The following is a 17,317-nucleotide window of genomic DNA, read 5'->3' on the forward strand; positions in this document are numbered from 1 at the left end:
ATTGCAGAAGAGAAATAGGTGGCCGACTTTTACGCCGCCCGAAGCGGGACAATCCCGCCGCTACCGTGGTCTAATTTTGCACCGCCGCTCTCATCTCTAGTCACCTTAGCTTTTTTGGGAGGCCGTTCATGTTCACCATTGGTGATCTGTCACGCTCGACAGGCGTCAAGATACCAACGATTCGCTACTACGAGCAGATGGGGCTGCTTTCGCATTCGGAGCGTTCGGAGGGAAACCAGCGGCGATATTCCAGGCCCGAGCAGGAGCGCCTGTCCTTCATCCGCCATGCCAGGGAACTCGGGCTGACGATCGAAGCGATCCGGGAACTGATCGATCTCAGCCAGCATCCCGAGCGGCCGTGCGCCGATGCGGACCGGATCGCAGCGACGCAGCTTGTGGCGGTGCGCGACAAGATCGCAAAACTGAGGAAGCTGGAAACAGAACTGGAGCGGATCACGAGCCACTGCCACGGAACGCAAGTCAAGGATTGCTATGTGATCAGGGCGCTGGCTAATCACGAACTCTGCGAGACAGACCATTCTTGATCGTTATTGGCCTAAGAATTTGGCGGAGGAGCGTTCGTTCCCCCGCCACGATGCGGTCACGGTTTCGGCGGCGCGCTCTTGTCGCGGTGGCCGTGCTCGTCCAGATCGCCGGGCTGGTGGCCAGGATGATCATGATGAGGACCCGGCTTTTCCGTGACAGATTTGTCGCGGTGGCCATGCTCGTCCAGATCGCCCGGAGTATGCCCCGGATGATCGTGATGAGGTCCTGGTTTTTCCTGTGTCATGGCGTGTTCCTTTCTGCTCATCGACTACCAAGAAACGCGGTCTCCCCTGCTTTGTTCCCGTTCTTCCCGATGGTAGAAGTGTCGATGCGCGCTGCTGCGTTTGGCGACAGGGAACCTGCCCATCCAACACTTGCTCCTCTAGTTGCAAGAGGATGTATCGTGAGCGAGATGTAGGAAGAGGATGTTGATCTGGACAGAATGCGGAGCGATCGAAAGGGACGAGGTCGATGACCCACCAGCATGATGACAACGGCGGCCCCGGTCACGCGCACGCCCCGGCGAGTTTCGGCAAGGCTTTCGCGGTGGGCATCATTCTGAACACCATATTTGTCGTGGTTGAAGCCGGGTACGGCCTGTATGCGAACTCCATGGCGCTGCTCGCGGATGCGGGCCACAACCTCTCCGACGTCCTTGGCCTCGTAGTGGCGTGGATAGCGGTGATGCTCGCAAAGCGCCTTCCGACGCCAAAGTACACCTATGGACTGGGAGCTTCCTCCATCCTGGCCGCACTCGCCAACGCGATGCTGCTTCTGGTGGCCGTCGGAGCGATCGCCTGGGAGGCCATCGGCCGCTTCTCTGATCCCGCACCCGTCGCTGGCCTTACCGTCATGATCGTGGCTGGTATCGGCATCCTGATCAACGGCATGACGGCATACCTCTTCTCCTCCGGCAGCAAGGGCGATCTGAACATCCGCGGCGCATATCTGCATATGGCAGCCGACGCCGCAGTGTCGGCTGGCGTGGTTGTCGCGGGGCTTCTCATCCTCAAGACGGGGTGGGCGTGGATCGATCCCGCAGTGAGCCTGGTCATCGTCGTGGTGATCCTGTGGAGCACCTGGGGCCTGTTGAAAGGCAGCGTAGCGATGTCGTTGAACGCTGTTCCGGAGGGCATAGATGCCGCAGGCGTTCGGGATTGTCTGGCGGGCCTGCCTGGCGTCTCGGACGTGCATGACCTTCATATCTGGCCCATGAGCACGTCGGAGACGGCGCTCACGGCCCACCTGGTAGTGCCGGATGGAACATCTGGTGACCAGTTTCTCGTCGACGCCCGCACCGAATTGCTCGAGCGCTACCGAATCCACCACGCGACACTGCAGGTCGAGTCCGGAGGGATGGATTGCTCGCTCGCGCCGACGAATGTCGTTTGAGCTGCCTCACCATCACCGATCGCGCAGCGCTGCGATGGTGAGGCAGGCTCTTGACCTTGCATCTGGTAGAGGGTTCATCATCTCAGTGACTCGACACCGCTTGAAAGACGCCGAATGGAGCAAAAACTGACAACTCCCTCACCGGACACCGCATGGGCGCCTCTTTTCGGCGCGTGGATCGTCGCCTTGGTCGCGACCCTCGGCGCGCTTTTCATCGGCGAAGTCATGGGGCAGCTTCCTTGCGATCTCTGTTGGCACCAACGCGCGTTCATGTTTCCGCTGGTCGTGATCCTTGCGGTGGCGGGCTTCCGTTCGGATGGTTACGTGTGGCGATATGCCATTCCTGTCGCCCTCGTCGGCTGGCTGATCGCGGTGTTCCACAACCTCGTCTATTTCAAGCTTGTGCCGACTGCGATCAAGCCCTGCGGCCAAGGGCCGTCCTGCTCGGGCGACGCCATGACGCTGCTTGGAACAGTTCCGCTTCCACTTCTTTCCCTTGCGGCTTTCACCGCCATCATCGCCCTCTTGCTCATCGTCCGTCGGAGAATCCAGTCTTGACCAAACGTGCCCTTGTCATGCTCACGGCATTCGTTGCCATCGTCGTATTCGGAGGGGCTGCGATGCTCTACAGCAGCAGGGAAGGCGCTGCACCACAGGCCGTTGCAGTCTCATCTGGCGACAGCTTGGTCAGGCCGCATTCTCCGGTCATGGGGCCGGAGGCCGCACCCGTCACGATCGTCGAGTTCTTCGATCCTTCATGCGAGGCGTGCAGCGCTTTCTATCCGATCGTGAAGCAGATCATGGAAGCAACGGGCGAGGACGTGCGGCTCGTGTTGCGCTACACTCCCCTTCACGAGGGCTCCGACCAGGTCGTCAGGATTCTGGAAGCTGCCAGGAAGCAACAAAAATTCCAGCCGGTCCTCGAGGCCCTGTTTGCCAACCAGGCCGAATGGGCCGTCCATGGTGCGCCCGATATCGAAAAGGCTTGGCAGATCGCAGCCGGAGCGGGGCTGGACCTTGAACCCGCCCGCAAGGACGCAACCACCCCCGAAGTGGATGCCGTGCTGGCCCAGGACGTTGCCGACGTGAAGGCCAACCGCGTCGAGCAGACACCGACCTTCTTCGTGAACGGCAAGCCGCTCACCGAGTTCAGCCCGCAGGGACTCTACGACTTGGTCAAAACCGAAATACAGGCCGCGAAGTCCGGCTCCTGAGCCGCTCGATGTCGATGCTGCGGCACGATAGCCAACACACTCCAATATGCCCGGCTTACAGTCTTGGCCTGGAGCAAGGAGCACCGTCCGCCGAAGGCGGTCAATCCCATCCGATTACCGGGTCATGAAAGGCAACAACCGATGGCCTTAAAGGCACCGAGGAAACCACCAAGTAGAGGCCGAGATTTACTACTCAAAGCGCCAATCAGCGACAGATCCAAATCAATGGGAGAGCTTCGTCCAAGGCTAACTGCCTTGGTGCTCTGGTTGCCTAGGTGCATCTACGGGTACACTACGGCCTGTCTCCTTCGCAAGGTGGACAAAGCTGAATGAGAAAACAGCTACAACGAACGTCAACAGCACAAGCAAAAAGATGCGATTTTGCCGATTTCTGGAGCGACTTAATGGCTCGGGACCCAGAATATTCTTTTGGTGAGGCGTATTAAACATCTCGGCCTTTAACATCCTTCACGTTGAAGTCTCTATCGAGAGGGCGTTGCAGTTTTCGACGACCGCGTTGACAAAACAAGCAAGACCGCGCCGCAGAAAATCGCAACGTCAGCAAAGTTAAATGCCGGCCAGTGCCAACTTCCGGCATACATATCTATGAAATCGGTCACCGCCCCGTCGCGCAACCGATCTACGATGTTGCCCGCCGCGCCGCCAGCAATCAATCCAAGTGAGACCGCCTCAGCGGCGGTCTTGCTCAAAAACGCCCATATAAGCAAACCCAGCACAATGAGAATCTTGACGCCACCAAGGATACCAGGGATGTCTGCCAACTGATCTGCAAACATTCCGAAGCTTACACCCCGGTTGAAGGCCAAAATGAGGTTGAGAAACGGAAGGACCGGGATCTCCCTCGGGGGCTGCATTACGAATTCGACGACGACAAGCTTTACCACTTGGTCGGTGGCCAAGACGCAAAGTCCAGCCAGAAAAGCCACTGTCAACTGTTTGAATCTTGTCATAAAACCACTATGGTTAACTGGGGTGGTGATCGGGAGAAACTGCAGTTTAGCCGAGTGCCATATTTTGGAAATACGGCACGTCGTCTCATCCGTCACGCAGAATGCATGAGGGGTTCGGGCAGGCTGGTTACCACAATCGGCGTTTTGTTTTGAACCCGATTGAAAAGGTCGACGACGTCCTGATTGATCATTCGCACACAGCCTGACGATACGGATTTTCCAATGCTCGACCATTCCGGTGACCCGTGAATGCGATAAAGCGTGTCTTGCCCGTCCTGGAAAATATAAAGAGCGCGCGCGCCGAGAGGATTGTCCAAGCCCGGTGGCTTGCCACCATTCGAGGCGCTATAAGGTTCAAGTTCCGGCTGTCGTGCGATCATCTCATCCGGTGGCGTCCACCTTGGCCATGCACGCTTGTATTGAATGACCCCTCTGCCTGACCATTCGAACCCCGCACGTCCGAGACCAACGCCATAGCGCATCGCTTTGCCGTTTTCATAGGTGAGATAAAGGAAATGGTTGGCCGTATCGACGACCAAAGTACCCGGGCGTTCACCGGTCGGATCGTCAACGAACTGACGATAAAATCGGGGCTTGATCTTGCGATATGGGATAGCAGGCAGCGGAAATTGCTCATCCGGCTTTGCCGCATACATGTCGGAAAATATGGTGTTCTGAGGCAAGGGCGGGGCCTCTGCCGAGATCTCTACAGAATTGTTTGAGGTGGTACAACCGGCGACCGAGACAAGGCCAATGCCGGCGGCGCCAAAAACAAATGCGCGTCGACCCATATTAAGTTCTGTCAATACTTCATCCTCATACTGTTCGTTCCCTGGCAACGCGATCAAGCGCGCAATCACGAGAATTTTCCAACAACCTAAACGACCGCAGCCTTCTGAAGGCTAACGGCAAGGTCGTGTTTTATGTCTGCAGGGAGCCGTGATTTCCAGATTTGGCAGGGAATGGCACCATTGTTCAGACCACGACGACTAACGCGCCTATTGGGACGCGTTCATAGAGGTCTTCTACGTGCTCGTTGACCATGCGAACACAGCCGTTCGATACGGCCTTTCCGATGGTCCAAGGCTCCGTTGTGCCGTGAATGCGATAGAGGGTATCCTGGTCATCCCGATACAAATACAGGGCGCGTGAGCCAAGCGGGTTGAGAGGGCCACCTGGAAGACCGTCCGCATATTTTGCGTATTTTTCAGGCGCCCGCTTGATCATGTTTTGCGTTGGACGCCAACTCGGCCATTTTGCCTTGCGCCCCACCACTGCCGTCCCTGTAAAAGCAAGGCCCGCCTTGCCGACCCCAATGCCATACCGTCTGGCCTTGGAAAGGCTTTCAATCAAGTAAAGAAAGCGGTTAGCTGGATCAACAAGGAGGGTTCCGGCAGGGTATTCGGTAGATATACCCACGACCTGCGGCAAATAGACAGGATCGAGTGCAAACACTCCGTTCTTCTTGCTCGATGCCGCTGCATCTTTCCCAAGAGCGAGAGAGGCTACGATACCGAGAAACGCGTCACGTCGTTTTATCATCTAAAAGTTTCCCAAAATGGTCGAAGTCGGAATAGGTCGCGACCAATATTTTGGGAGGGCGTGGAATAACATTGCCGAGAAACTCTCTCGCATATCGCTCTTGCCGTGCGACGACATTCGATAAGCCAATTTCGACCGGACAACTTTCACTCTGCTCAATTTCAAGAACCTGCTGATGGCAGTGCTCCGATGTCAGAAAGGATCGTTGATCGGCGGTGTCAGCTGGTTGCAAGGAAATTGCCAGCTTGGTTTCAACACTTGTGAGGAAATCTGATCTCTGATAGCCCGCCGACGCGATATCGCTATGCAGCACTCCCTGGATGACCAGGGTGAAGAGTAATACGCAGCGAAATATTGCGGTCCACCGGTTTGAAATTGTCACTGCTCAACCCCAAGCGCGAGACCGTGCTGATTCCATTCACACACGGTAAGATCTGGCATCAGCTTTTCGCCACAAGGTTTTGTTTTCGCACGGGCCGAGATCTTTGACACTTCTTTTCAAGTAAGGCACGAATTCGCACGCCAGCCGGCTGAACGGCAGTTGAATGCCAATCGGAGCGATGGTTCGACTTCACGACCGTGTACGTATTGATGGTTTTTACAGTTTTCAGGCTCACGCCACAGGGTCCGTTGATATTCTTACTTCTGCTTCGTGTCACAATAGTCGGTGGCTCCCCGTTTCCGAAGCTCCCGTCCGAATTTCTTCAACAACCATGACCCACGACTGCTCGTCCTGCCCGTAGTTGTTTTTCATCATCGCCAAGATGCTGTCACCGTAGGAGCGACCCCTGTTCATGGGGATCTCCGAATCGCGCCATGGTAAAGCCTCTAGCAACTTTAGATGCAAGTGCCGTATTGGGTGAAATGTCGGAATTTTCGCCGCTGCTCTGGACACATCAAGTTGATCGTGGCTGCGGTTGGTTTGTATCTGCTTGAGCCTTACCTTGGCGAAAGGAAGGTGGGCGAAGATGAACAGGATCATTCGATTAGCCGCGTTATTTCTTGGCTTCTCAGTCCTCGGTTTCACATTGTTGTCAGTCTCGTTTCGAGGCGTATGCTGGATCGGCGGCCACTCACAAATGGAAGCGATCTGGGGCGTGACGACATCCGTCATATTGGGTCTTGCGGTTGGCGCAGAGGCTCTGTTGACTTGGAAGTCGCGGGAAAGTCAGCTAGATCGCCCTCATGCCCGGCATCACTCAGGCACCCCATGGTCGTGATGGACAAGGTCTGACGACGAGGGTTTCTCGGTTGCGGTCGCGGATATTGTATCCCCAGTCTGAAATTCGATCATTATGTCGACAGGTAGGAGATATTTTTCTCTTGGAACCATAGAGAGGAATACAGTGCTGGGGGTCATTACAATTTCCGAACGGCTCGGGATCGTAAGCACCGCTGCGGCTACGCTTTGATATGAGGTCTCCTCTGACTTGATTCGAGCAAATCGGATATCAGTGTATCCAGAGGCCGAAATTTTTGAGATAACTCTCGGAGTACCGCTTCCATTCCAGATTGCGAGATAAACCAGGTCGAAACCAGGTTCGCGGACAATTTCCGCGTGCTCGATAATGACCGCCTCCCCCCTGCCGACTTCAATGTCCTGAGCATTTGCGTTCGAAGTTGCGGCAAAGAGTAGAAATAGCGGAAGGCAAAGGCGCATCTCAGTTTCCATGCGTTGAAAATTGTCACCTACGTTGGAATTGTGGCTCAGCCGCGGCTTTTACGCAGGTAATTTCGGCACGCCTTTACCACGAACAAATTTCAAGTTGATGGTCGCCGACGCTCTTGCGAGACGGATTCGGTCTCAACGACAGCTGCTCAAATAACCGGACGCCAAGATTTCCACGATTAGCATTGCGAGCCAACGTGGCAGCCTTTCAAACCAGCACCGATTCACGCATATATTCATGGTAAATCCGTCGGCCCTCACCCCAGTTCCTTGTGTCGGCGTACAATCGCTTGCACAATTTCTTTTGCATCGGGACCAGCACCTGAAATTAGAGCCGATGCTCGGTTTCGTTGCCAGGGGCGTCCCACGTAGTAGATACCAGGGATCGGCGAGATACCCTGATCGTGCAGGAATTCGCCACCGGCGGACGTGGTGCCTGGCACTTGAAGCCAAGTGATATCGTCTCGATAACCGATGGCCCATATTATAGAATCGATATCAATCGCCTGCCCGCCTTCAAAGCCTGCTTTACGCCCAGTGATGGAGACAAGGCGAGGCATGATTTCGACACCCCGCGTCTGCAGGGACGGGAGGCTTCTGTCGCGGTCCGGAAACGGGTCAGCCGTTCTCATTCGCTTTCCAAGCCAAGAGTCTGTTCTCGCGGAAAGAACACCAAGTATTGAAAGCCACCACCATACGTTCTTGCGGAGGAAGAACTCTGGGATGAGTTTTCTTGGCTTTCCAGTTGCGAGCAATACTTTGTGGGTTGCGGAAAGCTCCGTAGCGATGTCACGGCCGGAAGCTCCATCGCCGACGACGAGCGTTCGACCGGGGACAATCTGCGAGGGATCGCGGTAGGTGGTCGCCGTCAGCTGTTGGATATCCGGATCAATCGAAGAAAAATGAGGCACGAACACGGTTTGAAAGCCCCCCGTCGTGCCGACGACGCTTACTGGGTAAAGCCGTTCGCCGGTGCCAAGATCTGCTTCAAATTGTCCGGCGGCGTTCAGCGTCAATCGTATGAGTTTCGTTGAAGTCTTGATAGACAGCCCATGCGTGGATGCATACCGTTCAAGATAGTCCGCGAATTCATTCCGTGTCGGATAGCTTTCGCGATTGCCAGCAGGCATGAGCCCAGGCAACATGCTAAGAGACCGGGGCGTAAACAGTGTCAGAGAGGTATATCGACTTCGCCAGGTATCGCCAACTCGAGCGTTTTTTTCCAGTATCAGATAGGGAATGCCAGCCTGCTTCAAATAGTAGCCAGCAGCTAGTCCTGACTGACCGCCGCCTATGACAAGCACAAACCGCTTTTTTTTATCATTTTCGCTGCCTCGCGCTCTAGTTATCAGCATCCACCTAGTTTCCCCTCAGATAGAGTTTAGCTGTTCTAGCAGCTAGAGGGTCGAGAGAATATCTGCCCGGCTGGCGGCTATGTGACGGTAGACTTGTTCAATCTTCCGCTGGTGTGGAGGTGGATTGCTTTTCTGCAATCTCTTCCACCGCGCTTTTTTCAGGTGATGCTTCCTCGCCATCAATCGAAGCCTTCGCCGTTTCTGTTTCCTCGACGGAAGTTGCGGACACGGACATTTCCGGGTCGACGCACGGGAACGGCTCCGAAATCGACATCATGACCGTCTTGATTTGCTCCATCGAGAGTGAGCGGAGCTGTCCATTGTAGACGCCGACCGTGTTGGCGGCGCCTTCCCTATAGGTAACTTGGAATGATGTGCCAAAGCCATCAAATTTCATTGGATCAGGTGCAAATAATACGTCAACCCCTTTCACGCCGCCTCTGACGGCCGCCCGTTCTCCTGGCGCGGCGGCGTCCATCACTACGATCTGGTACAGATCGGCCTTCTCCTTCTTCGACAGAAGCCCAACGATCCTCAGTCCGGTTGCTATTCGGCTCGCCTCATCCGTCGTAGCCACCTTTATATGCTGTCGGATCCACCTCTGACCGTTTCTCCTCGCTTTTATCGTGCGCACGACGGTGCAGGCAACACCCGAAACCGAAACAGCCTCAGCGTTGCGAAAAACAAGCTCGGGTTTGAGGTAGACGGCAAGCGAAGCGGACGTGCCCGAAAAGAGGACGGCGCCTGCAAGAACAAGGGTAAGCTTACGAAACCTCCAGGTTTTCTTCGCAAGTGTTTTCGTCGTATCCGCATTTGGCTTGGCCGCGGGCATACACTAACTCTCCTTGTGACCGAACAATACCGGACAGCGCAGGAGGTTAGTTTGACGGGCTTTCAAAATATTTAAACACAACGACGAGGCATTAACCTAATCCGCGGCATGCGGTCGCACTCGTACCTCGCCCGCTCGTTAAACACGGAGCAGATTTTCAGTGCTCCTTGCACCACTTAACTAATGGGATCCCGGCGAAGGAGTAAATTTCCTCAGGGCATCCAGCGTTTCCGGACTCACGTGATGCTCGATGCCCTCAGCGTCGATCCGCGCCGTCTCGACGCAGACGCCGATCGAGCAGAGGAACGACTCGACGATCTGGTGCCGCTCGCGGCTGACGCGCGCCAGTATCTTCCCTGTGTCCGTGAGAAAGACACCCCTGTACGGGCGCTGCTGGATATATCCTTCCGCAATCAGGCGTTTGAGCATCTTGGCGACGGTCGGCTGCGCGACGCCGAGGCGCTGGGCAATGTCCACCTGCCGGGCCTCGCCCCCGTCAGCCAAGAGGTCGGCGATGAGTTCGACGTAGTCCTCCACGAGTTCGCTGCGGCGGTTGTGCCGTGCCTGCCTGAAACTCTCCGTCTGGGTATCGGCGGCGACAAGAGAACTCTCGATTTTGAGCGACTGACCCTTCTTTTCGTTCAATTCAATTCCGCCTAGTTAAATTTCAACCTCCGCACACGATAACATAGCAACGGCTATATTTCCAATCATCATTTGCGTCGGATGCGCAGTTCTTGCCGTTTCCGTTCGCGGGCAGGAATATAGCTCTTGCTATAATCATGTTATGATGCTCTATTTCATTTAAATTGCTAATTGGAGTTTCCGCTAAAATGCTGAAGTGGGCACAGACCGCCTTGAGTAGACGAAGGCTGTTGGGTGGTGGGGTTGCGGCGCTAGGGGCGTCAGCCATCTACGCCAGCAATACCGCGGCCCAAGATGCCGGTGCCGGCAGCCATGCAGGCATGGACATGGGCAAGGGAACTGCGACCACGAGTGACCCAGCGGCCATTCCGCCCCACAGGGCTGCCCACGGATCAATGATCACCGTCGGAACGGTCGACAACGCCCGCAATGGCTTCGATCCGACGAGCATGCTCACCGATTGGTATACGGGCGAATTGAGCGACTTGCCGGACGGGGGCAAGCTGCGCAGCTTCGAAATTACCGTCGAGGAAAAGGAAATCGAGATCGCGCCCGGTGTCATGTTTCCGGCCTGGACCTATAACGGCCGTGTCCCCGGCCCCGCCCTTCGCGCGACCGAAGGCGAGCGCTTGAGAATTAGGCTCATCAACAATGGTTCGCACCCACATTCACTGCACTTCCACGGTATTCATGCAGCGAGAATGGACGGTGTGCCCGGCGCAGGCGTCATCGGCCCCGGCCAGGAGTTCGTCTACGAGTTCACCGCCAAGCCCTTCGGCTGCCATCTCTATCATTGCCATGCGCTGCCGCTTGCCCGTCACATCCACAAGGGCATGTACGGCCTGTTCGTGATCGATCCCGATCCGGCCCGTCACCCCGATCACCTCGAAGTCGCCAAGTCACGGCTTCTCGGCTCTCCGGAAAATGCGCGATGGCAGGAAATGGCGATGGTCATGAACGCCTTCGACACCAATTTCGATGGCGAGAACGAGTTCTATGCCTGCAACACGATCGCGCATTGCTACGCCAAGGAGCCGATCAAGGTCGTCAAGGGCCGGCCGGTCCGCATCTACCTCGTCAACATCGTCGAATTCGATCCGATCAATTCGTTTCATCTCCATGCCAACTTCTTCGATTATTACGACCAGGGAACGACGCTGACACCGACACTGAAGACGGTCGATCTGATCGTGCAGTGCCAGGCCCAGCGGGGCATTCTCGAATTCACCTTCGAGGAACACGAGCCGGGGCTTTACATGTTCCACGCGCATCAATCGGAATTCACCGAACTTGGCTGGATGGGCATGTTCGACGTTCAGGAGACGCTGTCATGATTCACGAGAAGATCAACGCTGCGGCTCCAGCCTCCGGTTTGTCTCGTTATCTCTGGCTGCTGATGCCAGTCGCGGTTCTCGCGGTTGCCATCGTCTGGTTGCTCCAGACAAACCCGCTGCAAGGCTTCAACAACGGCGCTCCCCCTGTCGAGAATCTGACGATCGAGCGCACGATCCTCGATCACGACGGAGTGCGACTGCTTGTCCGCGCCGGAGGATCGGACCCGATGACGGTCGCGCAGGTCCAGGTCGATGCCGCCTACTGGGAATTCAGCCAGGAGCCGCAAGGTCCGATTGCCCGCGGCGACACGGCCTGGATCAGCCTCCCCTACCCTTGGGTGCTTGGCGAAACGCATAATATGACTTTTGTGACCAACACTGGGACCACTTTCGACCATCAGATCGCCGTCGCCGTGCCGACACCCGTGGCCACCTTCGGCAGCCTCTGGTCACAGGCTATTCTCGGAGCCTTTGTCGGTATTCTGCCCGTCGCGATCGGCCTGATGTGTTATCCGGCCCTACGCGGCGCGGGCCAGGGAACGATGACGTTTCTCCTCGCCTTGACCGTCGGGCTGCTTGCCTTCCTGCTGGTCGATACGGTTGTCGAGGCGCTTGAGTTCGCAAACGCGTCGGCTCCGATCTTTCAGGGTAGTGTCATGGTCGCTCTGACAGCGGCGGCCAGCTTCCTTCTCCTGATGGCTGTCGGCCGCCGCCGCGGCACCCCGACGGGACTGGCGCTCGCAACCTTCATCGCACTTGGCATAGGCTTGCACAATTTCGGGGAAGGCCTGGCCATCGGCGCGGCATTTGCGGCGGGTAGCGCGGGTCTGGGTACGTTCCTCGTGCTTGGCTTCACCCTGCACAACATCACCGAGGGCATCGGGATCGCGGCTCCGATCCTCAAGGTTAAGCCGAGCCTGCTGTCGTTTGTCGGACTGGCTCTGCTTGCAGGCGGACCCGCGGTGATCGGGATATGGGCGGGCAGCCTCGCCTACGCGCCGCAGTGGACCGCCATCGCACTTGCCGTTGGTGCCGGCGCGATCGCTCAGGTCATCGTCGAGGTCTGCGGCCTCATGAGCCGCTCGAACGGCCAGGGCATCAGGGCACTGGTGGCGCCTGCGTCATTCGGCGGCTTGGCAGCAGGTGTCGCCTTCATGTACATCACCGCCATGCTTGTCAAAATCTGACACCTGCCACAAGTCCGCATAAAGGAATGCAACACCACGCAACGGAGCCGCTTCGTCCTCGCGCTATTGACCGCGACAGTCCTTGGACAGCCAGCTTTCGCCCATGACTTCAAGTCGGGCACAATCGAGCTGAAGCATCCCTGGTCGCGGGTCGCTCCGCCCGTTGCTCCCGTACTCGGCGGATATGTCACGATCATCAACACAGGAAGCGAACCCGACCGTCTGATCGGCGGGAGCTCCGTGATCGCAGGTAAGTTCGAGGTCCACGAATCCACGCTCGTCGATGGCGTGGCGAAGATGCGACCGCTCAAGGACGGCCTCGTGATCAACGCAGGTCAAACGGTCGATCTGCAGCCAGGTGGTACGCACATCATGTTCGTCTCGCCGACAGCGCGCCCCGCAGAAGGTCAGAAATTCGCGGGCACGCTGGTCTTCGAGAAGGCCGGCACGATCAATGTCGAATTCGCGGTCCAGGGCATGGGCGATGTCCCGGCGAAGGCTGAAGATCATTCGAAGCACGGAAAGTAGTTCCGTGAACGCCCTGAAGATCATCCGCTATGCCGCCTGGACAGCCGTTGCGGCCGTTGTGGTGGCATTGGTCGCGACCGCAATATTCGGGCCGCCGGGCCGACTTGCGTCCTCCGTTGTGCAGTACACGGGAACGGCGGCGTTTGGCGGTCCATTCGAACTATCGACCACCGACGGAAAGCCGTTCACCCAAGCCAATGTCGAGGGCAAGCCCTATCTCGTGTTCTTCGGCTTCACGAACTGCCCTGATGTCTGCCCGACCACTCTGTTCGAACTGACAGCTCTCTTCAAGGAGATGGGACCATCTGCCGACAAGATCACGCCTCTCATGGTCTCGGTCGATCCGGAACGCGACACCCCTGAAATGCTGAAGGTCTACATGACCGCCTTCGACCCCCGCATCATCGCGTTGAGGGGCACACCGGAGCAGACGGCGAAGACGGCCAAAGTGTTTGCAGCCTACTACAAAAAAATCCCGCTCGACGGAGGCAACTACACGATGGATCACACGGCAGGCGTCTGGCTGATGAAGGCCGACGGCACGTTTCAGGGGACGCTCGACATGCACGAACCGAGAGAGACGCAGATCAAGAAGCTTGCGATGCTGGCAGCGACGGCGAAGTGAAGGAAACCGCGATGGCCACCACCGATTTTGCCGCAATCGCCTTGACATGGTTTTACATCATTGCATTTCTCGTGCTCACGGCGATGACCAGCCGCCGGAACGGCCAGTCGGTCTGGCTTTTCGGCAAAGGTAGCGAGCGCCAGGGGCTTCCGGCCCTCCTGTTCCGTGCGGCATTCATCCTCGGTGCAGCCTGTCCACTGCTTTCCACTTGGTTGGCCGGCACGTCGGAAGCCAATATCCTGGAACGTTCCGATTTCATCTTCGGCCAGACGATAGACCTCATCGGCCTCGCGATGATGCTGGCCGGCGCGGCGTTCGCGCTCTACGCCCAGAACTATATGGCGGATCGGTGCGGCGTTGGGCCAACTCGGTGAAATCGTCGATACCGGTCCCTTCAAAATATCCCGCAATCCAGTCTCGTCGGACAGGGTCTGCTATTCGTCGGGTTGCTCCTCGTATTCCCAACCATCCTTCAGCTTCTGATCACAATCGGGCTGCTCGTTGCCGTTCGTCTCCAGGTCCGCGTCGAGGAACGAGTGCTTGCAGGCGAGATGGGGGACGATTACCGAGCGGGCCGGGGTCAGGTTCGCCGCTGGCTATGACGACCTTCCGTGGGTCAAGGCCTTACCGTCACTGCCTGAAGCATCTGAACTGTGCAACAACAGGCCCGCCCGCCATCGGGCTTGACCTTTCCATGGTTCCCCAAACCGGGCATCAATTCGGAGAACCCGATCAATCCTACCCGCAGCATCCGCGCTGCTGCTGGATCGGCGGGCACTTCACCGAGCCGAACGAGCAAAACACGCAGCAGTCCCCAGGATTGGGGCGCAGCAGCGTCTTGCAGTTCGAACACTCATAGAAGAACTGGCAGGCGTCCGTGGGCATGGTTTCCAGCTTGGCGAAGCCGCAATGTGGGCAGGTTAGAGCGGATTCGAGAACGACAGCATTCATCGCCGTATCACTTTCTGCGCCTCGCGCACCGGAAGGAATTTTCCGAACTCTCGACATCATCGTTTCGCCTCAGCCGATGCGGGCGAGCACCGGCATGTTCTCCAGGAGCCAGAAGGAGAACGCCGACATCGTGCCGGTGATCATGGCAATCCCCATCGCCACCATCACGCCGCCCGCCCCGACCTGCAGTGTTCGCCCCAGCCGACGCATGGTTTTCAGGCGCTGCATGAGGCGGTCGGCAAAGGCCGCTGACAGCAGGAACGGAACGCCCAGGCCGATCGAATAGATTGCCAGGAGGACAATGCCCGCCGACGCCGTCGACGACAAGGCACTGACGGTCAGGATCGCGCCAAGCACCGGGCCGATGCACGGGGTCCAGCCGAAGCCGAAGGCAAGTCCCAGCAGGAACGCTCCGAGCGGTCGGCCGCCGCGAATGCTGCCATGGAAGCGCACGTCGCGTTCGAACCACGGCACGCGGATGAGGCCGGTCATAAACACGCCGAGCAAGACGACGATCGCGCCGCCAATCAGTGTTCCCTCATATCGATAGAACAGAAGCAGCCTGCTGAAGGCCGTCGCAGTCGCGCCCAGCGCCACGAACACGGTGGAAAAGCCGAGCACGAAGCAGAGGCTAAGCAGCAGCGTCGCCACGCGGCCGGCACCTGCATCACCCTTTCGACCGAGCGCATTGCCCGAAACATATGAGATATAGCCCGGCACGAGCGGTAGCACGCAGGGTGACAGGAACGAGATCAGCCCCGCCGAAAAGGCGGTTATCAAACCGATATTGGAGACCGCCGACATTGATATTTTAACTCCCACGTGCCGATGCGATCAGCCGCTTCATCGCGCTGGCGTCGGCGAGACCCCGCAGAATTTCCTTGCCTGCGACGAAGGTCGGCGTGCCCGAGATGCGCAGCGCTTGCGCGAGTGCGACATTGCGCTTGATGGTCTCGTCGATCGCCGGGTCTTGCATATCCTTCTTCAGCCGCTCCGTGTCGAGCCCGACCTCACTTGCGATTTCAAGACTGGACGTCTCGGTAATCCGACCCCGGTAAGTCATCATGGCCTTGTGGAAGGCAAGATATTTGCCCTGCTTCTGGCTTGCGAGCGCGGCGCGGGCAGCGAAGACCGAGCCGGGGCCGAGGATGGGGTATTCCTTGAAGACGAGGCGCAGTCCCTTGTCGTCTTGTTCAAGTTTGTCCAGTATCGGCGTCGCGCTGCGGCAGTACGGGCAGTTGTAGTCGAAGAATTCGACGAGAATGGCATCGCCGTTCGCATTGGTTCCGACCGGCGAGCTTGGATCGTTGAAGACTTCGTCGTGGCGTTGCGCGAGAACGACGGTCAGTTCGTTCTCTTCTGCGGCCTGCTGGCGGGCGTCCATGCCGTTCACGGATTCGACGATGACCTCAGGATTGGCGAGGAGATACGAGCGTAGCTGGCGTTCGAGATTGGTGGCATCGCCAAGGGGCGCAAGGACGCCTGCAGCAAACAGCAGCGCCAGGGCCGAAAGAACGGCCGAGAGCCCGGCAAGAGCGAAGGAACCGAACACCCAGGGTTTCAGGCTTCGGGCCGGCTTTGGGGACTGGGGCAGCCGCGCGGCATCGGCCGCATCCCCGTGTGCATGCGCAGCGTCGGGAACCCCGAACGAGCCGGATGTCGGATTGTTGGGCACGTCGGGTTTCATCAGAATGATCCTTTGAGCTTGTCCCAGAAACTTGGTTGCTGATGCCCGTGGGGCTTCTGCGTCCGGTTGGTGAGCGCGTTGACGAAGACCACCAGATTGACCGGCTCGAACTGCAAGCCGTGAAAGCGGGCGCGAAGTCGGCCGTACTGATCGATGACATGGGTGACGATCCCGTGCATCTGCATGCCCTCTTCGCCCTCGGTGAACTTGAGTCCATAGGCCTCAGCGACCTTGCGGGTGCTGTCCTCGGGCTGGTCCGTTGCGACCGTCAGGAACTCCCAGTTCACGGGATCAAGACCGTGCGCCTCGCCATAGTCGCGGAGGACCGGCCCCCTGTCGCGCTTCGGGTCCGTCGTGATGGTGACGAACTCGACCATCACCTTCATCGGCGTCTGGTTGATCATCGTCTGCAGTTCAGCAATCCGCTCGGCATGCAGCGGACAGACGTCCGGGCAGTTCGTATAAACGAAATTCAGCACGACAACCTTGCCGCGCAGGTCGGAGAGGCTGACGGTGCGGCCTCCCGCGTCCTGCAATGTGAATCCCGGCGCTTCGCTGTCGACGGCCTGGAAATACTTCTCTCTGTCGCGGAGATTCTGATCGACCTCTTCGAGCGAGTGCGCCAGAACTGCTGCGATCGAGGCCATCATCATGGCGATCACAAGCATCGCCAACCGCAGGACACGCATGGGTCACCTCCGAAGAGCAGTGGTTGTCGCACTCTGCTCGGACGAACAGCACGACCTTGGCGTCTCCAGCGAACCGGCGGCCGCCTCGGTTTCCGAGGAGATGGTCGACGATGTCCTGTTGTGAGCGCCAGTCATGCGGTTCATGCACAG

24 protein-coding genes are annotated in these 17,317 nt (G+C 57.7%); 10 read left to right on the forward strand and 14 right to left on the reverse strand.

What is annotated here, in order from left to right; translation table 11 throughout:
• Positions 1–128 precede the first annotated feature (128 nt).
• Entirely contained in the window at positions 129–545 is a 417-nt protein-coding gene (locus GA0004734_RS24000; RefSeq protein WP_092938507.1) for a MerR family transcriptional regulator, read from the forward strand.
• A gap of 56 nt (positions 546–601) precedes the next feature.
• Here the strand turns inward: GA0004734_RS24000 and GA0004734_RS24005 are convergent, their stop codons facing one another.
• Positions 602–790 (reverse strand): hypothetical protein, encoded by a 189-nt coding sequence (locus GA0004734_RS24005; protein WP_139056337.1) that lies wholly within the window; start codon positions 788–790, stop codon positions 602–604.
• 227 nt (positions 791–1,017) lie between these two features.
• On the opposite strand from GA0004734_RS24005, the gene GA0004734_RS24010 reads away from it, so the two are divergent.
• From GA0004734_RS24010 to GA0004734_RS24020, 3 genes are all read left to right on the forward strand, one after another.
• Positions 1,018–1,938 carry a cation diffusion facilitator family transporter gene (locus GA0004734_RS24010; RefSeq protein ID WP_092938511.1) on the forward strand — a complete coding sequence of 307 codons (921 nt, stop codon included), beginning with the start codon at positions 1,018–1,020 and terminating at the stop codon, positions 1,936–1,938.
• A 114-nt stretch (positions 1,939–2,052) separates the two neighbouring features.
• On the forward strand, positions 2,053–2,496 hold the full coding sequence (locus GA0004734_RS24015) for a disulfide bond formation protein B (RefSeq protein WP_092938513.1): 444 nt from the start codon (positions 2,053–2,055) through the stop codon (positions 2,494–2,496).
• Positions 2,493–3,152 carry a DsbA family protein gene (locus GA0004734_RS24020; protein ID WP_210173776.1) on the forward strand — a complete coding sequence of 220 codons (660 nt, stop codon included), beginning with the start codon at positions 2,493–2,495 and terminating at the stop codon, positions 3,150–3,152. The genes GA0004734_RS24015 and GA0004734_RS24020 overlap by 4 nt, the downstream gene beginning before the upstream one ends.
• A 482-nt stretch (positions 3,153–3,634) precedes the next feature.
• Here GA0004734_RS24020 and lspA read toward each other — a convergent pair whose 3' ends face one another.
• The 9 genes from lspA to mntR all read right to left on the reverse strand — a co-directional run bounded on the left by lspA (position 3,635) and on the right by mntR (position 10,166).
• Positions 3,635–4,123 carry a signal peptidase II gene (gene lspA, locus GA0004734_RS24030; RefSeq protein WP_092938515.1) on the reverse strand — a complete coding sequence of 163 codons (489 nt, stop codon included), beginning with the start codon at positions 4,121–4,123 and terminating at the stop codon, positions 3,635–3,637.
• A gap of 92 nt (positions 4,124–4,215) precedes the next feature.
• On the reverse strand, positions 4,216–4,914 hold the full coding sequence (locus GA0004734_RS24035) for a L,D-transpeptidase (protein ID WP_092938517.1): 699 nt from the start codon (positions 4,912–4,914) through the stop codon (positions 4,216–4,218).
• A 184-nt stretch (positions 4,915–5,098) separates the two neighbouring features.
• A complete protein-coding gene (locus GA0004734_RS24040) occupies positions 5,099–5,665 on the reverse strand; it encodes a L,D-transpeptidase (RefSeq protein ID WP_092938519.1) in 567 nt (188 codons plus the stop codon).
• A complete protein-coding gene (locus tag GA0004734_RS24045) occupies positions 5,649–6,047 on the reverse strand; it encodes a hypothetical protein (RefSeq protein ID WP_139056340.1) in 399 nt (132 codons plus the stop codon). The genes GA0004734_RS24040 and GA0004734_RS24045 overlap by 17 nt, the downstream gene beginning before the upstream one ends.
• A 273-nt stretch (positions 6,048–6,320) precedes the next feature.
• Positions 6,321–6,779 carry a hypothetical protein gene (locus GA0004734_RS24050; RefSeq protein WP_139056341.1) on the reverse strand — a complete coding sequence of 153 codons (459 nt, stop codon included), beginning with the start codon at positions 6,777–6,779 and terminating at the stop codon, positions 6,321–6,323.
• Positions 6,780–6,860: 81 nt separating this feature from the next.
• Positions 6,861–7,337 carry a hypothetical protein gene (locus tag GA0004734_RS26220; RefSeq protein ID WP_175386674.1) on the reverse strand — a complete coding sequence of 159 codons (477 nt, stop codon included), beginning with the start codon at positions 7,335–7,337 and terminating at the stop codon, positions 6,861–6,863.
• Between the two features lie 254 nt (positions 7,338–7,591).
• Positions 7,592–8,689 (reverse strand): flavin-containing monooxygenase, encoded by a 1,098-nt coding sequence (locus tag GA0004734_RS24055; protein ID WP_092938525.1) that lies wholly within the window; start codon positions 8,687–8,689, stop codon positions 7,592–7,594.
• A gap of 97 nt (positions 8,690–8,786) precedes the next feature.
• The gene (locus tag GA0004734_RS24060) at positions 8,787–9,521 is read right to left on the reverse strand and encodes a hypothetical protein (protein WP_092938527.1); all 735 of its coding nucleotides are present in this window, start codon (positions 9,519–9,521) and stop codon (positions 8,787–8,789) included.
• Between the two features lie 180 nt (positions 9,522–9,701).
• Positions 9,702–10,166, reverse strand: a complete 465-nt coding sequence (mntR, locus tag GA0004734_RS24065; RefSeq protein WP_092938529.1) for a manganese-binding transcriptional regulator MntR — start codon at positions 10,164–10,166, stop codon at positions 9,702–9,704.
• Positions 10,167–10,354: 188 nt separating this feature from the next.
• On the opposite strand from mntR, the gene GA0004734_RS24070 reads away from it, so the two are divergent.
• The 5 genes from GA0004734_RS24070 to GA0004734_RS24090 all read left to right on the forward strand — a co-directional run bounded on the left by GA0004734_RS24070 (position 10,355) and on the right by GA0004734_RS24090 (position 14,214).
• Entirely contained in the window at positions 10,355–11,500 is a 1,146-nt protein-coding gene (locus GA0004734_RS24070; protein WP_092938531.1) for a multicopper oxidase domain-containing protein, read from the forward strand.
• On the forward strand, positions 11,497–12,687 hold the full coding sequence (locus tag GA0004734_RS24075; RefSeq protein ID WP_092938533.1) for a ZIP family metal transporter: 1,191 nt from the start codon (positions 11,497–11,499) through the stop codon (positions 12,685–12,687). Before GA0004734_RS24070 ends, GA0004734_RS24075 begins: the two co-directional genes overlap by 4 nt.
• Before the next feature lie 66 nt (positions 12,688–12,753).
• On the forward strand, positions 12,754–13,215 hold the full coding sequence (locus tag GA0004734_RS24080) for a copper chaperone PCu(A)C (protein WP_245292629.1): 462 nt from the start codon (positions 12,754–12,756) through the stop codon (positions 13,213–13,215).
• 4 nt (positions 13,216–13,219) lie between these two features.
• On the forward strand, positions 13,220–13,840 hold the full coding sequence (locus GA0004734_RS24085) for an SCO family protein (RefSeq protein ID WP_092938537.1): 621 nt from the start codon (positions 13,220–13,222) through the stop codon (positions 13,838–13,840).
• Between the two features lie 11 nt (positions 13,841–13,851).
• The gene (locus tag GA0004734_RS24090) at positions 13,852–14,214 is read left to right on the forward strand and encodes a hypothetical protein (RefSeq protein ID WP_092938538.1); all 363 of its coding nucleotides are present in this window, start codon (positions 13,852–13,854) and stop codon (positions 14,212–14,214) included.
• Between the two features lie 364 nt (positions 14,215–14,578).
• Here GA0004734_RS24090 and GA0004734_RS26610 read toward each other — a convergent pair whose 3' ends face one another.
• The 4 genes from GA0004734_RS26610 to GA0004734_RS24110 all read right to left on the reverse strand — a co-directional run bounded on the left by GA0004734_RS26610 (position 14,579) and on the right by GA0004734_RS24110 (position 17,167).
• On the reverse strand, positions 14,579–14,791 hold the full coding sequence (locus GA0004734_RS26610; protein WP_092938540.1) for a GDCCVxC domain-containing (seleno)protein: 213 nt from the start codon (positions 14,789–14,791) through the stop codon (positions 14,579–14,581).
• 69 nt (positions 14,792–14,860) lie between these two features.
• Positions 14,861–15,595 (reverse strand): cytochrome c biogenesis CcdA family protein, encoded by a 735-nt coding sequence (locus tag GA0004734_RS24100; RefSeq protein WP_092938542.1) that lies wholly within the window; start codon positions 15,593–15,595, stop codon positions 14,861–14,863.
• Between the two features lie 7 nt (positions 15,596–15,602).
• Positions 15,603–16,478: a DsbA family protein gene (locus GA0004734_RS24105; protein ID WP_092938544.1), complete on the reverse strand. Its 876-nt coding sequence runs from the start codon at positions 16,476–16,478 to the stop codon at positions 15,603–15,605.
• Positions 16,478–17,167, reverse strand: coding sequence for an SCO family protein (locus tag GA0004734_RS24110; RefSeq protein ID WP_092938546.1), 690 nt, complete (start codon positions 17,165–17,167; stop codon positions 16,478–16,480). Before GA0004734_RS24110 ends, GA0004734_RS24105 begins: the two co-directional genes overlap by 1 nt.
• Between GA0004734_RS24110 and GA0004734_RS26755 the strand changes: the two genes are divergently transcribed.
• Entirely contained in the window at positions 17,166–17,291 is a 126-nt protein-coding gene (locus GA0004734_RS26755; protein WP_280949530.1) for a hypothetical protein, read from the forward strand. The two genes, GA0004734_RS24110 and GA0004734_RS26755, sit on opposite strands and share 2 nt — an antisense overlap.
• The last annotated feature ends 26 nt before the right edge of the window (positions 17,292–17,317 follow it).

Source organism: Rhizobium sp. 9140 (genome assembly GCF_900067135.1).
In the GTDB taxonomy this organism is placed as follows: Bacteria; Pseudomonadota; Alphaproteobacteria; order Rhizobiales; family Rhizobiaceae; genus Ferranicluibacter.

Bases quoted from the DNA above. Each gene is read 5' to 3' on its own strand.
- GA0004734_RS24000 (WP_092938507.1), top strand. From the start codon at position 129: ATGTTCACCATTGGTGATCTGTCACGCTCGACAGGCGTCAAGATACCA.
- GA0004734_RS24005 (WP_139056337.1), bottom strand. From the start codon at position 790: ATGACACAGGAAAAACCAGGACCTCATCACGATCATCCGGGGCATACT.
- GA0004734_RS24010 (WP_092938511.1), top strand. From the start codon at position 1,018: ATGACCCACCAGCATGATGACAACGGCGGCCCCGGTCACGCGCACGCC.
- GA0004734_RS24015 (WP_092938513.1), top strand. From the start codon at position 2,053: ATGGAGCAAAAACTGACAACTCCCTCACCGGACACCGCATGGGCGCCT.
- lspA (WP_092938515.1), bottom strand. From the start codon at position 4,123: ATGACAAGATTCAAACAGTTGACAGTGGCTTTTCTGGCTGGACTTTGC.
- GA0004734_RS24035 (WP_092938517.1), bottom strand. From the start codon at position 4,914: ATGGGTCGACGCGCATTTGTTTTTGGCGCCGCCGGCATTGGCCTTGTC.
- GA0004734_RS24040 (WP_092938519.1), bottom strand. From the start codon at position 5,665: ATGATAAAACGACGTGACGCGTTTCTCGGTATCGTAGCCTCTCTCGCT.
- GA0004734_RS24050 (WP_139056341.1), bottom strand. From the start codon at position 6,779: ATGACGGATGTCGTCACGCCCCAGATCGCTTCCATTTGTGAGTGGCCG.
- GA0004734_RS26220 (WP_175386674.1), bottom strand. From the start codon at position 7,337: ATGGAAACTGAGATGCGCCTTTGCCTTCCGCTATTTCTACTCTTTGCC.
- GA0004734_RS24055 (WP_092938525.1), bottom strand. From the start codon at position 8,689: ATGCTGATAACTAGAGCGCGAGGCAGCGAAAATGATAAAAAAAAGCGG.
- GA0004734_RS24060 (WP_092938527.1), bottom strand. From the start codon at position 9,521: ATGCCCGCGGCCAAGCCAAATGCGGATACGACGAAAACACTTGCGAAG.
- GA0004734_RS24070 (WP_092938531.1), top strand. From the start codon at position 10,355: ATGCTGAAGTGGGCACAGACCGCCTTGAGTAGACGAAGGCTGTTGGGT.
- GA0004734_RS24075 (WP_092938533.1), top strand. From the start codon at position 11,497: ATGATTCACGAGAAGATCAACGCTGCGGCTCCAGCCTCCGGTTTGTCT.
- GA0004734_RS24090 (WP_092938538.1), top strand. From the start codon at position 13,852: ATGGCCACCACCGATTTTGCCGCAATCGCCTTGACATGGTTTTACATC.
- GA0004734_RS26610 (WP_092938540.1), bottom strand. From the start codon at position 14,791: ATGAATGCTGTCGTTCTCGAATCCGCTCTAACCTGCCCACATTGCGGC.
- GA0004734_RS24100 (WP_092938542.1), bottom strand. From the start codon at position 15,595: ATGTCGGCGGTCTCCAATATCGGTTTGATAACCGCCTTTTCGGCGGGG.
- GA0004734_RS24105 (WP_092938544.1), bottom strand. From the start codon at position 16,478: ATGAAACCCGACGTGCCCAACAATCCGACATCCGGCTCGTTCGGGGTT.
- GA0004734_RS26755 (WP_280949530.1), top strand. From the start codon at position 17,166: ATGGGTCACCTCCGAAGAGCAGTGGTTGTCGCACTCTGCTCGGACGAA.
- GA0004734_RS24110 (WP_092938546.1), bottom strand. From the start codon at position 17,167: ATGCGTGTCCTGCGGTTGGCGATGCTTGTGATCGCCATGATGATGGCC.